Raw genomic sequence first — 16,907 nt, 5'->3', positions numbered from 1 at the left:
CAGCCCTTGTTCGCCCCCTAGCAACCCCTTCAGGGCTCGCGTACGGCATACGAGCGCGGCACGTGACGGATGGCGGGGAGTGTCGGCGAGAACCGGCGGCGGGGGCGTTGTCGACCGGGTCAGGCAGGGGTGGAGCCGGTCGCCGTGATCTCACGGGACCCCGCCGGCTCCGGACGCGGCCGAGGCCGTCCGCCTACGCGCGGGCTCCGTTCCCGGCCACCGTGACCGCCTCGGTGAAGTGCCGGTACCGGGTCAGCTCCTCCTCCATGGGATCCAGCACCAGCTCGCGGCCGACCTTGTCGACGCTCGCCCGCAGCGCCTTCGCCGCCTTGCGGGCCCGCCTGCGGCCACCGAGCCAGGCGGCCACCCGCGAGAGCAGCGCGATCAGCAGGCCGAGCAGGAGACCCCCGAGGAGCAGCGTGGTCGGCCAGGGCAGCTCTCCCGCGGTCGGCATGTAGAGGCTCGGAAGGCGGAGATAGTCGAGTGCGACCAGGGCGAGCAGCCAGATCCCCCCGGCGAGCATCGTCGCGAGCACCAGCCACTGCGCCAGCCCGGCCAGCCGCCACCACAGGGGCCGCCTGGAGACCCCGAGCGAGGTGGTGGCCACCGCCCGGTCCAGGCCGTCCTCCAGCTCGTCCCCGTGCGACCTCGCCGCCTGCCGTACGGCGGCGGCCCACGGCGCGGGAAGTCCCGCGGAGGCGGCTCCGGCGGCCTCGCGGATCGCGGTGTCCATCCGGGAGCGCTGGACGACGGTCGCGACGGGGATCGACGTCCTTCCGACGAGACCCTCCGGCTCTCCCGGCTTCCCCGGTATCACCGGTTCCCCGGCGGACCGGCTCGTGGCGTCCAGGCGGAGGCGGCGGAGCGGGTCGGGCCGCAGGCGGCGGATCCACCTGGTGGGCGGCCACCCTGTGGCGGCGACCGAGCGGTGCCGGTGGGACTTCGCCACGGCCTCGACGACGACCGGCACCCCGGCTGCCTGCGACAGCGCGTCCCTCAGCGGCCTCGCCAGGCCGTCGGGCCCGCTCGCGGCGTCGGGAAGGGACTCGCCGGGGGTGACGCCGGACGCCTGGAGGAGCGCGTCGGCGGCCATGCCCGCGTCGGCGGCGAGGCGGGCGGACCAGGACCGCCGGTCGGCGACCCGGGAGGTGAGCAGCGAGCTCAGCTCGGGGACGCCCGCGCCGGTGCGGGTGGACACCCCGATCACCGGGACACCGGTCAGCCCGTCCTCGTCGAGGAGCCGCCGGAGGTCCTTCAGGCACCGCTCGGCGGCGGCCGGGGAGAGCCGGTCGATCTGGTTGAGGACCACGACCATGACGTCCCGGTGCCGGGCCAGCGGCCGGAGGTAGCGGTCGTGGACGGCCGCGTCGGCGTACTTCTGCGGGTCGAGCACCCACACCAGCAGGTCGACCAGCTCGACGAGCCTGTCGACCTCCAGCCGGTGCGACGGCTCGATCGAGTCGTGGTCGGGCAGGTCCAGCAGGATCAGCCCGGCGGCCTCCCCGTCCACCATGTTCACCGTGTTCACCGTGTTCACCGTGTTCGCCCCGGAGGCACCCGACGGCCGCAGGGCGAACGGGCTCCCCGCCTTGTCCTCTCCGTACGGTGTCCCGTCGGCCGGAAGGCCGGTGCCGGGCCGGGGGGACCGGGGTTCCCCGCCGTTCCCGTGCTCCGGACCCTGAACGGCCCGGCCGGAGGCGTCGAGGAGCTCGTGGCGGCGGGGGATCTCCAGCCAGTCGAGCAGCGGTCCAGCCCCGGCGCCCTCCCAGAGCGCGGCCTGGGCGGTCGAGGTGGTCGGCCTGGTGACGCCGACCGTGGCGAGCGAGGTGCCCGACAGCAGGTTGAACAGCGAGGACTTGCCGCTGCCGGTGGCACCGGCCAGCGCGACCGCGGTGTGGTCGACCGACAGGCTCGCCCGTACCCCGGCGCGGGAGATCACCGAGCGCGCCGCGGCGACCGCGTCGGCGTCCAGCCTCCCGTCGGCCAGGTCGGCGGCGCGTGCCAGCGCCGCCAGCCGGTCGTCCAGCGAGACCGTCTTCTCTCGTCGCAGCAGCTTCACGCCTGGCCCGCCTCTCCCGTTCCCGTCCCGGTCGTGCGTGGCAGGCCGTCGGGCGGTCTCCTGGACTCCCCCACGGCGATCGGGACGGACCCCGCGGGCAGGGCGGCCCTGCGGTCCGCGACGGGGAGCTCGCGCAGGTGCTCGCGCACGGCCTCGGCGGTGGCGCGGAGGGCGGGGGCGGTGCCCTCGGGGGGCTGGACGGCGTCCAGCAGGTCGGTGAAGCGGTCGGCGTCCTGGCCGAGGAGGATCGCGACGCGGGCGCGCAGGTCGGAGCGGGCCTTGACGGTGAGGTCGCGGACGGCCTGGTCGCCGAAGACGGCCTCCAGGACCTTCTGGCTGAGCACGCTGGTGCCTCCGGCGATGCCGACCTCGATACCGGTCAGGCCGCCGGTCGAGGCGAACACCGCGATCATCAGCAGCAGCCCGGCCCCGTTGAGGCCGAACGAGGTGACGCGGGCGGTGGTCCGCCTGTCGGCCCCCTCCTCGCGGACCAGGTCGAGCACGTACGACTGCCAGCCCCTGACAGCCTCCTCGGCCCTGGCGGGCAGGTCGGCGGAGGCGCGGCCGAGACGCCCGGCGACGGCGACGCCCTCGCGTTCGAGGAGGGCCCGCCCCGAGGGATGCGACGACCACGACTCCAGCAGGCGCTCGGCGGCGCTGTCGGCCGAGGCCCTGATCAGCGCCTCCACCCCGCTCTCCAGGGCGCTCCGCAGCTCGTTCTCGGGCGCGGGCCGCCCGGTGACGAAGGCCATGACCCGGTCCCTGAACCTGCCGACCCGGCTCTCCAGGGAGCGCATCAGGTCGCCGGTCCCGATGAAGTCCTGCCAGCGGGCCAGGACCTCGCCGCGCAGCAGCGACCCGTCCCGCATGCCCTCGTCGAAAGAGGCCAGCCCTACGGCGTAGGCGGCGTCCGCCATCGAGCGGAGCTCCTCGGCCCCGGTGTGCTGGCGGTCGACCGCCGAGGCGAGCGCGGGCACGCGGGTGGACAGGCTCTCCAGCGCGCCGGACAGGGTCTGGCGCACCACCTCGGCGCGGGAACGGGAGTCGGCGGCGATGGCGACGAGCCAGTCGGCGATCGGCTGGACGGCCTGGCGCGGCAGGCGGGCGTTCTCGTCGGGCAGCACCAGCTCGGGCACCTCGAACAGGTGTGTCCCGCCCAGGCCGTTGGTCTCCAGCAGCCGGTTCAGGTCCTTGCGCACCACGCCCATGGCCTCGGGAGGGACCCTGGACAGGACGACGGCCAGGGCCGTGCTCCGTTCCCTGGCCGAGCGCAGGAAGCTCCAGGGGACCTCGTCGGCGTACCGGGCGGCGGTGGTGGTGAACAGCCACAGGTCGGCGGCGGCGAGCAGCTGGGCGGCCAGCTCGCGGTTGGCGGTGACGATCGAGTCGATGTCGGGGGCGTCGAGCAGGGCCAGGCCGGGCGGGACGGCCGCGGCGGTGACGATCCGGAGCGTGCCGGGCTCCCCCCTGCCGCTCCCGGTGACGCGCGGCAGGCCGGGCAGGATGTGCTGGGCGGTGAACCACTCGCGGTCGACGGGACTGGTGACCAGGGTGGGGGCCATCGTGGTGGGCCGCAGCACGCCGGGTTCGGAGACGTCCTCGGCGACCAGGGAGTTGACCAGCGTGGACTTCCCGGCCCCGGTGGAGCCGCCGACGACCGCGAGCAGCGGGGCGTCGATCGCGCTCAGCCGCGGGATCAGGTAGTCGTCGAGCTGGCCGGTCAGCTCGCGCAGCGCCCGGCGGTCGGCCGCCACGTCGCCGATCGCGAGGGGGAACAGCTCGCGGTCGAGATGCCGCCGCAGCTCCCGCAGCGTCTCCAGAAGACCGTCGTTGTCACCCATACGGTCGATCCTGCCCTGCGAGGGCCCCTCTAGACGCGTTCGGCCACGCCGAACCGTGCGGGCCGAATCCGGGGCGAACCATGTGGGGGCCGAACGCGAACGCCCCTCTGGGCGCGCTCGGCCGCGCCCAACCGTGCGGGCCGGAACCGCGAACGTCCCTTCAGACGAATTTGGCCCCACCGCTCGACCGGGTTACGGGGGCGAACTCGGTAAAGCGGTGGGGCCCAGCCCTCGGACCTCATCCGCGGGCCGCGTCGAGCTCGTCTCCCCCGCAGCTGGAGGCGAGCCCGAGCCCATCGGATGCTTCCGAGGTGATCGGGGGTCGTACATCGTCTATTGGAACACACAAAGCTCAGAAACGGGTCAGCTGAAGCTGAATATCAGCTGAAAGTTCAATCACTATGGGGCGGTCGCAGCACATAGCCCACTCCCCGGAGGGTGTGGATGAGCCTGGGCTCGGCCGTGTCGACCTTCCGGCGCAGGTACGAGACGTAGGACTCGACCACCCCGGCGTCGCCGCCGAAGTCGTAGTTCCAGACGTGGTCGAGGATCTGCGCCTTGGACAACACCCTGCCGGTGTTGACCATGAAGTAGTGCAGGAGCTTGAACTCGGTCGGTGACAGCCGCACCGGGACGCCGGAGCGCCACACCTGGTGGGCCTCCTCGTCCAGCTCCAGGTCACCGACCTGCAGGCGCACCGGGAGGTCGAGGTCTCCCCTGGTACGGCGCAGCACGGCCCGGATGCGGGCGAGGACCTCCTCCAGGCTGAACGGCTTGGTCACGTAATCGTCGGCCAGCCGCAGCCCGGCGACCTTGTCGTCGGTGGCGTCACGGGCGGTCAGGAAGAGCACGGGCATCTGCCCGCTCATCTCCCGCAGCCGCCCCGCCACGGCGAAGCCGTCCATGTCGGGCAGCATCACGTCCAGCACGACCAGGTCGGGACGGATGCGCTCGGCGAAGTGCACGGCCTCCCGGCCGTCCACCGCCGTCACCACCTCGAACCCGGACAGGCGCAGGCTGGCCGAGAGCAACTCCCTGATATTCGGTTCGTCGTCCACGACCAGCAATCGGGCTTCCACTCTGTCCAGCACGTTCCGAGGCTCGCCCACCTCGCTGGAACGCAGCTCAGCCAGGGCTGAACGTTTCCTGAGAACCGTCTCAGCGCCGCTCCCGGGAACCGGCCCGTTCTCACGCCCGGCGAGCGACGCGTCGTCGCTGACAGGAACCGTCTCTCGCGCCCGGCGAGTGACGCGTCGCCGTTTCACGGGAAACGGCCCGCCGGCCGTGGTGGCCGGTTCACCTTCACGGGAAACGCTCCGCCGGCCGTGGTGGCCGGTTCACCGGCGTCCGGCGCCCTCGTTGATGGCGGTCGCGGTCACCGAGCCGTCGTCGGCCGTGGACCCGCGCACGACCACCGCGCCGCCGGGTCTGAGGTCGGTGACCTCGCCCTCCTTCGTGACGCGTACGGAGGTCTCGTCCGTGGTGTTCACGGTCACGACCGAGCCGTCCGCCGTCTGGACGTAGACCTTGCCGCCCTCGACCCGCTGCACCGTGCCGACGGTCATGCCGCCCCGGCCTCCGGCTCCCTGACCGTTCCGCCCCTCCTGGCCTCCCTGGTTTCCCTGGCCACCTCGACGGCCCTGCTGGCCGCCGCCGACACCGCCGGGACCACCGAAGCCGCCGGGACCCGCGCCGGCCTGCCGCACGGCGCCCGCGGGGACGCCGGACGGGGCGCCCATCGCCTTCTGCGCCTGGATGCCCACGATCACCCCCGCCACGAGCATCACCCCGGCGCCCAGCGCGAGGGTGAGCGTCGACAGGCGGCGCGGCGGCCTGGCCGCCAGCTCGTCGTCCAGGTCCCCCCGGAAGGGGGAACTCTCCAGTGCTCTCCCCGCCGGGACCGTCTCGTCGGCGTTGCCGCCCATGTGTCTCTCCTTGCCTAAGCCGCGTATGCCGTACGGGTCACTCGTGACGCAGGGCCTCGATGGGCCGGAGCCTGGCCGCCCGGTTGGCCGGGTAGCCGCCGAAGAACAGCCCGATGCCCACGGAGACGCCGAGGGCGAGCGCGATCGAGGACGGTACGAGCACCGGTGAGATCCCGGCGATCGTGAAGCGGGTGCCGACGAACGCGATCGCGACGCCCGACAGGCCGCCCACCAGGCTCAGCACCGTCGCCTCCAGCAGGAACTGGCCGAGGATGGCGCTCCTGGGCGCGCCGATGGCCTTCCTGATGCCGATCTCCCTGGTCCGTTCGGTGACGGTGACGAGCATGATGTTGGTGATGCCGATGCCGCCGACGAGCAGGGAGATGGCGGCGACCGCGCCGAGCAGGGCGGTGAAGATCCCGACGGTCGAGCTGACGGTCTCCTGCAGGGTGGCCTGGTTCAGGATCCGGTAGTCCGCGACGCCCGCCGGGGTGATGCCGTGCCGCTGGTCGAGCACGGCGGTCACCTCCGCCTGCGCGGAGTCGGTCGTGTCGGCGCCGGTCGCCTGCACGATGATCGAGCCGAGCGCGCCGAACCCCGTCAGGCTCTGCTGTACGGCGGGCAGCGGCACGACGGCCACGTCGTCGGCGTCCTGCATGCCCGCCGAGCCCGACTCCTTGAGCACCCCGACCACCGTGAACGGCACCCCGGAGACGCTGACCGGCTCGCCGACCGGATCGGCCGTGCCGAACAGCGCCTCGGCCACGGTCCGCCCGATGACCATGACCTTCCTGGCGGCGAGCACGTCGTCGTTGACGAAGTAGGTGCCGCTGTCCACGGGCCTGTTCGTGGCCTCGAAGTAGCTGGGGTAGGTGCCGACGAGCTGCGCGATCGTGTGGCCGGAGCCCTCGTGGACGGCGGCGGCCGCGTTCGCGGTCACCACGGGCGACACGCTCCGCACCGACGGGAGCCGCTCGCGGTCGGTGAGCGCCCTGGCGTCCTCCAGGGTGAGCGGCCTGGCCTGGGTACGCGGGCCCTCGTTCTGGCCCCCGGCCGCCCGGCCCCCGCCACCGCCCCCTCCTCCGAAACCGCCGCCTCCGCCGCCCCCGCCTCCGGCGAAGGACGCCGAGACGGTGAGGGTGTTGGCGCCGAGCCGCTGGATGGACTGCTGGATGCTCTGCGAGGCCCCCTCGCCGAAGGCGACCAGCAGGATCACCGCCGCCACCCCGATGAGGATGCCGAGGGTGGTCAGGAAGCTGCGCAGCTTGTTGGCGGCCAGCCCGCGAAGCGCGAACCTCAGGATTTCGAGCCGGCTCACGGGGTGACCTCCGGCGTGCGAGGCGGGGGCCCGTCGGCGGGGGTCTCCGGCGTGCCGGGTGGAAGGCCGTCGGCGGGGGTCTCTCGCGTAAGGGGCTCGGGAGCTTCCGGCAGGCGGGGCGGGGGACCGTCGACGGGGGCCTGGCGGCGGTCCTCGACGATCCGGCCGTCCACCAGGCGGATGACCCGCTTGGCGTGGGCGGCCACGTCGTCCTCGTGGGTGATGATCACGATCGTCCGGCCCGCGACGCTCAGCCCGTCGAGGATGCCCAGCACGTCCCCGGTGGAGGCGGTGTCGAGGTTGCCGGTCGGCTCGTCGGCGAGCAGGAGGGCGGGCGCGGTGACCAGCGCCCTGGCCACGGCCACCCGCTGCTGCTGGCCGCCGGAGAGCTCGTTCGGCTCGTGGCGGACCCGGTCGGACAGGCCGACCTGCTCCAGGGCCGCCAGGGCGCGGGCCCGCCGGTCGGCGGCGCCGACCCCGCCGTACGCCATGGGCAGCTCGACGTTGGCGAGCGCGCTCATCCGGGGGATGAGGTTGAACGACTGGAAGACGAACCCGATCTTCCGGTTGCGGAGCACGGCGAGCCTGCGCTCGTCCAGCGAGCCGACGTCGGTGCCGTCGATGCGGTAGTCGCCGGAGGTTGGCACGTCCAGGCAGCCCAGGATGTTCATGAGCGTGGACTTCCCGGAGCCCGAGGCGCCCATGATGGCGACGTAGTCGCCCCGGTCGACGCTGAGCGACACCCCGCGCAGCGCCCGGACCTCGGCGTCTCCCCTGCCGTACACCTTGGTGATGTCCGTGAGGGACAGGACGGGGACGGTCATCGGCCGTTCCCTCCCCCGGCGGGGCGGATACCGCCACCTCCGCCTCCGCCACCGCCACCGCCCCCGCCGTTGCGACCGCCGCCGCCGAAGCCGGGGAAGCCGCCGCCCTGCTGGGTGGTCTCCGTGGCCACCGGACGGACCACCTGGTCGCCCTCGGCGAGCCCGGACCTGATCTCGGTGAGCGCGTCGCCCTTGATCCCGGTCTCCACCTGGACGGGCGTCTGGCGGCCGTCCCGCAGCACGGTCACCGTGCTCCGCCCGCCCGCCGTGGAGACCACCGCGGAGGAGACGGCGAGCACGTCCTCGGCGCGCTCGACGACGACCCCGACCGTGACCGTCTGGCCGAGCCTGACCTGTTCCGGCACCTCGGTGAAGGAGATCGTCACCGGGTACTGGACCACGTTGTTGCTGGTGGTGGCGGTCGGCTGGATACGGGTGACCTTCCCTGAGGCGGTGACCCCGGTGAGCGCGTCGAACCCGATGGAGGCCGTCTGGCCGACCTTGAGCCTGGTGACGTCGGTCTCGGTGAAGGCGCCGACGAGTTCGAGGCTGCGCGTGTCGGCGAGGTCGACGAACCCGCCCGAGGCGTTCGCGTTGGCGGAGGCTCCGGACCTGGCCGAGTTGGCCGAGTTGTTCGCGTTCGTCGCGGCCTTGGAGGCGGCTCCCGAGGAGCCGCCGACCGTGCCGTTGACGGCGGTGACCGTACCGGCGAACGGCGCCTTGATGACGGTGCCGTCCAGCGCGCGCTTCGCGGACCGGTAGGTGTTCCTGGCCGTGACGTACTGGGCGTAGGCCGCGGCGGTCGAGGTGTCGTCGTCGGCGGTGTCGAGGGCGGCGGCGGCCGCGTCCAAGCCCTCCTGCGCCGAGTCGTCGTCGAGCCGGGCGAGGATCTGCCCCGCGGTGACCTTGTCCCCGGCCTTGACGTAGATCTTCTCGACGGTGCCGCTCGATCCGAAGGAGAGGGACCGGGCTCGGGCGCTGGCCACGGTCCCCGAGGCGGAGACGGACGCGGAGACCGTGGCACGGGTCACCGGCACGGTCCGTACCGCGGCGTCGGCGGATGAGGCCTCGCCGCCGAGGGAGGAGTAGGCGATCACCACTCCGCCCAGCAACAGGACCCCCAGGGTCCCGTTCACGATCAGCGCTCCGCGCTTGGTCGACAGCTTCACAGCGCCTGACCCTGGCGCACCAGGCTTGGACTCACCCCGGCGATGGCTGAAGATTTCCTGCAGACCGTGTCGTACCGCTCGTGATGCACAGCAAACCTTCAGGAGCCTGTGAGCATGCCGTGAATCAGACGGTCCAGGATGTCCGCCATGAGACCGACCCATCTCCCGAAGAACCTGCGCGCGGGAGGGCTCGCCCTGGCCGCCCTCGTCCTGGTGGGCGCGGGGGCGATCGTCATGTTCGACGGCGGCTCCGAGCAGGCACCCCGGGTCGAACCGGCCTCCGCCAGGCGCGGGACGGTGACCGCCGCCGTGTCGGCCGCGGGCAGCACCGTGGACGACGGCACCCGCGACCTGGCCTTCGGTGGATCGGGAACGGTCACGAGGGTCTACGTCAAGGCCGGGGACAGGGTCGGCAAGGGGGACGTGCTCGCCAGGATCGGCTCCGCCCCCGCGCGCGAGCGCCACGACGCGGCGAAGGCCCAGCTCGCGGCGGCCGAGGAGGCGCTGGAGACAGCTGAGAGCACGCCGGAGGGTACGGGGACGACCGAGGTCGGGCAGCAGACGGGGGCCCAGGACGGGAGCCGGACGGCGAATCAGGTCCCGGATCAGGCCACGGATCGGACCGCGGATCAGGCGGGGGCCGATCGGTCAGGGGCCGACCGGACGGGGGCTGACGGGACAGGTGACCGGACCGGGGATCAGACGGATCGAGCGGATCGAGCGGATCGAGCGGGGGAACAGACGGACCCCGACCGGCCGGGGTCCGCCGCGCGAACCGGCTGTGAGCCCACCGCGACGCGGCCCCCGGGAGCGGGCGCCACCCCCACGCCCGCCCCGGCCGGGACGGACACCCCCACGCGGACACCGGAACCCGCGCGCACGCTCTCGCCGCCCTCCACGTCCACACCGACCGGATCGACGCGCGTACTCTCACCGGCCCCGGCGCCCGCGCCGATCGGATCGGCGCGCACGCTCCCAACGTCTCCGGCGTCCCAGGTTTCTCCCGCATCCGCGTCGGCTGGATCGGCGAGGACGGTACAGGTCGTCCCCGCGGGCGGGATCGTCCCCGCCGGGTACCGCTTCGCGGCGGCCCCGGTCCTCTCCCCTGCCCCCACCTCCACTCCCGTACCGGCGCGGTCCCAGGCCTCGCTCACGGCCACCCCGGCGCCGACCGCGACACCGGCGGCCGTACGGGCAGATGACGGCTCCCCCCAGCCGGCGCCGACGGTCACCGTCACCGTGACGGCCACGGCGACGGTCACCGTGACCGCGAGGCCGCACGGGGGCGAGCCGCCCGCGACCGCCGACCCCGGACCCACGCGCCCGCCCTCTGGCCCGTCGATCGGCCCGAGCGAGCACCCCGGGCCGACAGGCGGTCCCACCGGAACGGCGAGGCCGACCGCCACCGCCGAGCCCACCGGCACTACGTGCCCCACCCCGAAGCCGAGCGCGAGCGCGGGAACGGACAAGGGCACGTCCCCGAACAGGAACACCGGGCAGAACACCCAGCGGGTCCCCCAGCAGGACGGCGGAGCCGGGCGGGGGGCGCTCACCGTCGAGCAGGCCGAGGACCGCGTGAAGCAGGCCCGTGCGGAGCTGACCGACGCCTCGGAGGAACTCGCGGGCGTGCGGATCGTCGCCCCCGCCGACGGCACCGTCATGTCCGTGGCCGGGGCGGTCGGCGACAGCGCGGGCACCGGCACCTTCCTCACCCTCGGCAACCTCGACGAACTCCAGGTGGAGGCGCTGTTCACCGAGTCGGACATCGGCAGCCTGAAGCCGGGACAGCGGGCGGCGATCACCCTGGCCACCCGGCGGGGGGAGAGGTACACGGGCACCGTGACGGGGATCGACCCCACCGCGACCACCAGCGACCGGCTGGTGAGGTACGGCGTCACGATCGCGTTCGACGAGCCCCCGGCGAACCTCCTGGTGGGCCAGACCGCGTCGGTCACGGTCACCGTCGCCGAGTCCGCGGAGACGCTCTACGTCCCGGTCCAGGCCGTACGGACCAGGGACGGGGTTTCCAGGGTCACCGTGCAGGGGGGTGCCGAGCGGGTCGTGGAGACGGGGGTCCGCGGCGATCAGTACGTCGAGATCACCTCCGGGCTGTCCGAGAACGACCGGGTGGTCCTGCCCGGCGGCGCGACCGGAGGGGAGTTCCCCGACAGCAGCTGGCCGGAACCCGGCACCGGCACCCCCTGACCCGGGCGGTGACCGGCCGGACCCGCGGAGTCGACCGGCCCCAGGCGGGTCCGGTCGATCCGGAAACGAGATCCGGCCGCTCAGGAAACGCGGTCCGAGCAGGGCTCAGGAAACGCGGTCCGAGCAGGGCTCAGGAAACGCGGTCCGAGCGGGTTCGAGGGCGGCATCCGGCCGAATTCGAGGGCGGCATCCAGGCGGACCAGGAGGACAAGATCCGGCCGGGCCGGGAGGACGGAGTTCAGTCGGACCGGGAGGACGGGGTTCAGTCGGATTCGGGGGCGAGGGGGAGGATCACCCGGAATGTCGAGCCCTTGCCGGGCTCCGACTCCACGGCGACGTGGCCGCCGTGGGCCTCGACCATCGCGGCGACGATGGCCAGGCCGAGACCGCTCCCGCCGTCCTCGGGGGCGCGCCTGCCCCGGGCGGAGTCGGCGCGGTAGAAGCGCTCGAAGACGCGCTCACGCTGCTCGGTGGTGAGCCCCGGCCCCTCGTCGGCGACCTCGATCACGGCCATGCCGTCGTCGCCGGAGAGGATCACCCGTACGGGGGTGCCCTCGGGGGTGTGGGTGAGCGCGTTCGTCATGAGGTTGCCCACGACCTGGCGGAGCCGTACCTCGTCGCCGGAGACGATGAGCGCGGAGCCGTCCACCGAGAGCGTGACGTCGCGTTCGGGGGCGAGGATGCGGGCGTCGTGGACGGCGTCGGCGGCGATGGCGAGCAGGTCGACCGGGCGCATGACCATCGGCCGCTGCTGGTCGAGCCTGGCCAGCATCAGCAGGTCGTCGACGAGCAGGCCCATCCTGACCGCCTCGGACTCGACCCGGCGCATCAGCGGCGCGGCGTCGATGCCGGGCGCCTGCCGGTAGAACTCGGCGAACCCCCGGATCGAGGTCAGCGGCGTGCGCAGCTCGTGCGAGGCGTCCGCGACGAACCTGCGCATCCGCTCCTCGGAGCTGCGGGCCGAGGACTCCGACTCCGAACGGGCGCGGAAGGCCGTCTCGATCTGGGCGAGCATGCCGTTCAGCGACCGGCCGAGGCGGCCCACCTCGGTGCGCGGGTCGGCGTTGGGGACGCGACGGCCCAGGTCTCCGGCGGCGATGGCCTCCGCGGTGCGCTCGATCTCCTCCAGCGGACGCAGGCTCCTGCGGATGATCACCACTCCGGCCCCGGCGAGCATCAGCACCAGGCCGCTCCCGCCGAGCAGCTCCACCAGCGCGAGCTGGCCGACGATCTGCCGTACCTCGCCCGTGTCCACGGCCACGATGAGGCTTCCGCCGGTGTCCAGCGAGGTCACCCGGACCCGCCAGTCGCCGCTCTCGAACGGGTGGTCGTTCTGTCCGGGAGGAACGTACGGCCCCGGCTTGCCCTCCACGTCGATGCCGCTGAGCAGGACGAGGGTCCTGTCGTTCTTGCCGCGGAGCTCCAACCTGGCGTCGGACGGTATCGACTTGCCCATCAGCGCGACGGAACCCCGGTTGTTCATGCGGCGCAGCGCGGAGTCGACGGTCAGGTCGATCTGGCTGTCGACGCGGTCGATCAGGTAGCCGTGCATGATCGAGACGCTGCCGATGCCGATGAGGGCGAGCGCGATCGTGAGCAGGACCAGGATGACGCCGATCAGCTTCACCCGCAGGGGAGTCGCGTCGAGCATCACGAGGCCGGTGGTAGGCGCAGCACGTATCCGACGCCGCGCAGGGTGTGGATCAACCTCGGCTCGGCATTGTCGATCTTGCGACGGAGCACGGAGACGTAGGACTCCACGATCCCGACGTCGCCCCTGAAGTCGTAGTCCCACACGTGGTCGAGGATCTGGGCCTTGGACAGCACCCGCCCGGCGTTCGCCATGAAGTAGCGCAGCAGCTTGAACTCCGTCGGCGACAGCGCCACCGCCTTGCCCCTGCGCCACACCTCGTGGCTCTCCTCGTCGAGCTCGACGTCGGCGAAGGTGAGCCGGGGCGGGCGGGGCACGAGGTCGCCGGAGCCGGTACGGCGCAGCACGGCCCGGATGCGGGCCACGACCTCCTCCAGGCTGAACGGCTTGGTCACGTAGTCGTCCCCGCCCACGGTCAGCCCCCGGATCTTGTCCTCGGTGGCGTCACGCGCGGTGAGGAAGACCACCGGGGTGTCGCTGCCACCGCCGCGCAGGCGCCGTACGACGTCGAAGCCGTCCATGTCGGGGAGCATCACGTCGAGCACGATGAGGTCGGGCCGGTGCCGTTGGACGGCGGCGACGGCGTCCGTGCCGTTGCCCGCCGTGTTGACACCGAACCCGGCGAACCTCAGGCTCGCGGCGAGAAGTTCGAGGATGTTGGGCTCGTCCTCGACGATCAGCAGGCGGGCCTCGGGTGAGTCGGTCACTGGTTTATTTTCACCGGCCCACATGAGAAAGCAGTTAACTGGTCAACACTGAGGCTAACCCCACAATATGCCTGGCAATCGCCAAACTCGACGTGGCCGCCGGTGAGGGGGCGTTGCGAACAAGGGCGACGCGGCCGTGCACGTCGATCGCGAAGTCGTCCAGCATGCCGCCCTGACCGTCCACGGCCTGCGCGCGGACGCCCCCGGCGGTCCTGACCAGGTCGTCACCGGTCAGGGCCGGGACGTAGCGGCGCGCGGCCCGCAGGAACGACCCCTTGCCCATCGAACCGGCCACCTCCCTGATCCCGGTCCGCCAGTGCCGGGCGGCCAGCCGCCGGGTGCCCCGCCAGGCCAGGACGCGGGCGAGGTCGCCGAGGTCGACGTCCCGCCAGGAGTAGCCCTCAAGCGCCAGCGCCATCACCGCGTTGGGACCGACCAGCACCTCGCCGTCGATCCTGCGGGTCAGGTGCACGCCGAGGAACGGGTAGCGGGGGTCGGGAACCGGGTAGACGAGCCCCCTGACCAGGTCTTTCGCCTTCCCGGCCAGCGCGTAGTACTCGCCGCGGAAGGGGACGATCCGCACGTCCCCGGGAACCCCGGCCATCCGCGCGACGGTGTCGGTGCCGAGCCCGGCGCAGACGATCACCCGGTCGAACTCCAGTCTCCGCTCCCCTGCCAGGACGCTCACCCCGCCCGCGGTCTCCCGTACGGCACGCACCGGGTGGGACAGCAGCACCGAGCCGCCGCTCTCCTCCACGTCCAGGGCCAGGCGCCGGGCGACGGCGGGGAAGTCGGCGATCGCGGTGTGCGGGGAGTGCACGGCGCCCACGCCGACGGCGTGCGGCTCGATCTCGCGCAGGGCCAGCGCGTCGAGCTCGGCGATGTCCGGAACCCCGTTCGCGCGGGCCCGCTCGGCGATCCTGCGCAGCTCGGGCCGCTCGGACCCGGTGGAGGCGACGACGAGCTTGCCGACCTCGTCGTACGGGATGCGGTGCTCGGCGCAGTACTGCCTGAGCATCGCCACGCCCTCCCGGCAGAGCGTGGCCTTGAGCGAGCCCGGACGGTAGTAGATCCCGGCGTGGACGACGCCGCTGTTGTGCCCGGTCTGGTGGGCCCCGACGCGGTCCTCCTTGTCGAGGACGGTCACGGTGGCCCCGTGGGTCAGTGCCGTCTCCCTGGCCACGGCCAGCCCGACGATTCCCGCGCCGACGATCCCGACCCTCATCGCCGGATCCTCCCTGCTCGTTCCCCTGTCCCCCGCAGTCTCCTACGGGTTCCACCGAGAATTCACCATGAATTCCTTATGAGGCGATCGGGGTGGGAAACGCGTCACCCCGCGAGCCTCCCGACCTTGCCGGTGGCGAGGTGTCCCTCCTGCGCCAGCCAGCGCAGCGAGTCGGCGATGGTCTCCTGGACCGGCCGCAGGCCCACTCCGAGCGCCTCCAGGGTCGGGGTGTCGTACGTGCGGACCATCGTGACCATCATCTCGACGGCGTCCCTGGTGAGCGGGTAGTCGATCTCCTTGATCAGCTTCATCACGTCGCCCACGGCCGCCGCGCCGCGCAGCACCGACCGGTGGATCCGGAACCTCCGGCAGCGATTCCCCGTCACCTCGTCGCAGACGTCGGCCAGCTGCGCCCAGGTGAGGTAGTGCCCGCCCAGCATGAACCGGCGCGGCCCGCGCCCTGGTTCGAGGCAGCGGGCGAGCACGACGGCCAGATCCCGTACGTCGACGATGTTGGCGCCGCCCGCGGTGATCGGCCAGCCCTGCTCCAGACCGGCGCGCAGGCCCTCCACCATCGCGTCCAGCGAGGGTTGGTGCGGCCCGGTGACCCCGGCCGGGTAGACGATCGTGACCGGCATTCCCTGATCCTGGAACCGTCTGGCGTAGCGCTCGGCGGAGATCTTGCTTCTGCCGTATCCGTTCCTGGGGGTGGCGAGCGGGCTCTCGGTCGTGATCACCGGCCCGGCGGGAGGCACGAAGACGCCGACGCTGGAGATGTGCACGATGGGGTCGAGACCGAGTTCGACGGCCTGCCCGAGGACGTTCTTGACTCCGGTCACATTCGTACCGTTTAGGTCATCGGCCCGGCCGATCACCCCTATTTCCGCGGCGGCGTGAATGACCGCGTCGCACCGTTCGAGCCCCTCCCGCACGGCCGCCGCGTCGCGGATATCGGCCCTGTGCAGGGGAATCTCCCCCGTCACCCCGACGGAGGCCAGCACCTCGCGCGTTTTTCCCGGATCGCGGATGAGAAGAAGCGGCTCATGCCCGTCGGCGAGGAGCGCGGCGACCGCATGCGAGCCGACGAAACCTGAGGCTCCGGTTATCAGAACGCGCATGCTCGAAAGTTAGCGGTAATCCTCACCACAAGAGAAGGGATAACCGGCCTGGTTCTTAATCGTCATTGCCTATGCGGGAAATACGTCCAGGCCGGTCAAGGAATAGGCGAATATGTCGGGGCAGTAAATAGCGATGCGGTCATTCATTTTCGGCATGGACCGGGTGGGGGATCCGCAGGAGATCACACGATCACGCGTGATCGTGTGATCTCGCACGGGAGATCGTGCGGGAGGCCGCGTGGGGGATCACGTGGAGGCCGGGTGGGAGAGCGCGTGGAAGACGTGCGGAAGTCGTGCGGAAGACGGGCTCCCGTACCGGCTCCCAGGGCGGGCAACGGACGGTGGGCGGGTAGGGGGGTCCACAGCCGTTACGCACATGTCTCCCGCCCGTCGCCCACCCCGGTGTCACGGGGGGGTATACCTTGATCAGGCCGGATGGCGGCCGGAACCGACCGCGTCACCGGGTGGAGATACGAGGCGATGAGCAGACAACTCTCCATCGGCGTCGATCACCACGGGCACGCGGACTGCACCGTGATCACTGTCGCGGGTGACATCGACCGTAATTCCAGTGAGCTGCTCAGAGAGACCATCGAACAACTGGTCTCCGACTACCGCCCGCGAATCGTCATCGACGCCGGAGGCATCACCTTCTGCGACTCCACGGGGCTGCGGATACTTCTCAGTGGCGCGCGGCTGACCTCGGAGGCGGGCGGATGGCTGCGCCTCGCCGAGGTATCGGATGTCCTCAAACGCCTTCTGCAGGTGACCGGTCTTTTCACCTGGTTTCCCGTCGACCCCGACGTGGCGACCTCTCTCGACCACGCCGCCCGCCGCGACCTGCAGTCCCCCGGCTGAGCCCCGG

At 72.3% G+C, this 16,907-nt stretch carries 13 protein-coding genes; 2 read left to right on the top strand and 11 right to left on the bottom strand.

The features are described 5' to 3' along the window. Window positions 1–193: 193 nt before the first annotated feature. From ACFYWM_RS32730 to ACFYWM_RS32700, 7 genes are all read right to left on the bottom strand, one after another. Window positions 194–2,059, bottom strand: a complete 1,866-nt coding sequence (locus ACFYWM_RS32730) for a GTPase family protein (RefSeq protein ID WP_389921692.1) — start codon at window positions 2,057–2,059, stop codon at window positions 194–196. Next, complete coding sequence (locus tag ACFYWM_RS32725; RefSeq protein WP_389921689.1) at window positions 2,056–3,900, bottom strand: ABC transporter; 1,845 nt, start codon at window positions 3,898–3,900, stop codon at window positions 2,056–2,058. The genes ACFYWM_RS32730 and ACFYWM_RS32725 overlap by 4 nt, the downstream gene beginning before the upstream one ends. 392 nt (window positions 3,901–4,292) lie before the next feature. Further along, window positions 4,293–4,991 (bottom strand): response regulator transcription factor, encoded by a 699-nt coding sequence (locus ACFYWM_RS32720; RefSeq protein ID WP_350969699.1) that lies wholly within the window; start codon window positions 4,989–4,991, stop codon window positions 4,293–4,295. 246 nt (window positions 4,992–5,237) lie between these two features. Next, window positions 5,238–5,825 carry a hypothetical protein gene (locus ACFYWM_RS32715; RefSeq protein WP_389921686.1) on the bottom strand — a complete coding sequence of 196 codons (588 nt, stop codon included), beginning with the start codon at window positions 5,823–5,825 and terminating at the stop codon, window positions 5,238–5,240. Between the two features lie 37 nt (window positions 5,826–5,862). Continuing rightward, on the bottom strand, window positions 5,863–7,143 hold the full coding sequence (locus ACFYWM_RS32710; RefSeq protein ID WP_389921684.1) for an ABC transporter permease: 1,281 nt from the start codon (window positions 7,141–7,143) through the stop codon (window positions 5,863–5,865). Further along, complete coding sequence (locus tag ACFYWM_RS32705) at window positions 7,140–7,967, bottom strand: ATP-binding cassette domain-containing protein (protein ID WP_389921681.1); 828 nt, start codon at window positions 7,965–7,967, stop codon at window positions 7,140–7,142. The genes ACFYWM_RS32710 and ACFYWM_RS32705 overlap by 4 nt, the downstream gene beginning before the upstream one ends. After that, window positions 7,964–9,136 (bottom strand): efflux RND transporter periplasmic adaptor subunit, encoded by a 1,173-nt coding sequence (locus ACFYWM_RS32700; protein WP_389921679.1) that lies wholly within the window; start codon window positions 9,134–9,136, stop codon window positions 7,964–7,966. Before ACFYWM_RS32700 ends, ACFYWM_RS32705 begins: the two co-directional genes overlap by 4 nt. Before the next feature lie 147 nt (window positions 9,137–9,283). Between ACFYWM_RS32700 and ACFYWM_RS32695 the strand changes: the two genes are divergently transcribed. After that, a complete protein-coding gene (locus ACFYWM_RS32695) occupies window positions 9,284–11,341 on the top strand; it encodes an efflux RND transporter periplasmic adaptor subunit (RefSeq protein ID WP_389921676.1) in 2,058 nt (685 codons plus the stop codon). 262 nt (window positions 11,342–11,603) lie between these two features. Here ACFYWM_RS32695 and ACFYWM_RS32690 read toward each other — a convergent pair whose 3' ends face one another. The 4 genes from ACFYWM_RS32690 to ACFYWM_RS32675 all read right to left on the bottom strand — a co-directional run bounded on the left by ACFYWM_RS32690 (window position 11,604) and on the right by ACFYWM_RS32675 (window position 16,042). Continuing rightward, window positions 11,604–12,992, bottom strand: coding sequence for an ATP-binding protein (locus ACFYWM_RS32690; RefSeq protein WP_389921674.1), 1,389 nt, complete (start codon window positions 12,990–12,992; stop codon window positions 11,604–11,606). Next, window positions 12,992–13,699 (bottom strand): response regulator transcription factor, encoded by a 708-nt coding sequence (locus ACFYWM_RS32685; RefSeq protein ID WP_389921671.1) that lies wholly within the window; start codon window positions 13,697–13,699, stop codon window positions 12,992–12,994. Before ACFYWM_RS32685 ends, ACFYWM_RS32690 begins: the two co-directional genes overlap by 1 nt. 34 nt (window positions 13,700–13,733) lie before the next feature. Beyond that, the gene (gene lhgO, locus ACFYWM_RS32680; RefSeq protein WP_389921668.1) at window positions 13,734–14,924 is read right to left on the bottom strand and encodes an L-2-hydroxyglutarate oxidase; all 1,191 of its coding nucleotides are present in this window, start codon (window positions 14,922–14,924) and stop codon (window positions 13,734–13,736) included. A gap of 104 nt (window positions 14,925–15,028) precedes the next feature. Then, window positions 15,029–16,042: an NAD-dependent epimerase/dehydratase family protein gene (locus ACFYWM_RS32675; protein ID WP_389921665.1), complete on the bottom strand. Its 1,014-nt coding sequence runs from the start codon at window positions 16,040–16,042 to the stop codon at window positions 15,029–15,031. A gap of 480 nt (window positions 16,043–16,522) precedes the next feature. Here ACFYWM_RS32675 and ACFYWM_RS32670 point away from each other — a divergent pair, with 480 nt between their 5' ends. Beyond that, complete coding sequence (locus ACFYWM_RS32670) at window positions 16,523–16,900, top strand: STAS domain-containing protein (RefSeq protein ID WP_389921662.1); 378 nt, start codon at window positions 16,523–16,525, stop codon at window positions 16,898–16,900. Window positions 16,901–16,907 lie beyond the last annotated feature (7 nt).

The organism is Streptosporangium sp. NPDC002721 (assembly GCF_042888905.1).
Classification (GTDB): Bacteria; Actinomycetota; Actinomycetes; order Streptosporangiales; family Streptosporangiaceae; genus Streptosporangium.
The sequence above is the reverse complement of the archived record's forward strand: the minus strand, read 5'-3'. Positions and strand labels throughout refer to the sequence as shown.

Coding starts and splice junctions, on each gene's coding strand:
- ACFYWM_RS32695 (WP_389921676.1), top strand. CDS start 9,284: ATGAGACCGACCCATCTCCCGAAGAACCTGCGCGCGGGAGGGCTCGCC.
- ACFYWM_RS32715 (WP_389921686.1), bottom strand. CDS start 5,825: ATGGGCGGCAACGCCGACGAGACGGTCCCGGCGGGGAGAGCACTGGAG.
- ACFYWM_RS32670 (WP_389921662.1), top strand. CDS start 16,523: ATGAGCAGACAACTCTCCATCGGCGTCGATCACCACGGGCACGCGGAC.
- ACFYWM_RS32725 (WP_389921689.1), bottom strand. CDS start 3,900: ATGGGTGACAACGACGGTCTTCTGGAGACGCTGCGGGAGCTGCGGCGG.
- ACFYWM_RS32675 (WP_389921665.1), bottom strand. CDS start 16,042: ATGCGCGTTCTGATAACCGGAGCCTCAGGTTTCGTCGGCTCGCATGCG.
- ACFYWM_RS32705 (WP_389921681.1), bottom strand. CDS start 7,967: ATGACCGTCCCCGTCCTGTCCCTCACGGACATCACCAAGGTGTACGGC.
- ACFYWM_RS32690 (WP_389921674.1), bottom strand. CDS start 12,992: ATGCTCGACGCGACTCCCCTGCGGGTGAAGCTGATCGGCGTCATCCTG.
- lhgO (WP_389921668.1), bottom strand. CDS start 14,924: ATGAGGGTCGGGATCGTCGGCGCGGGAATCGTCGGGCTGGCCGTGGCC.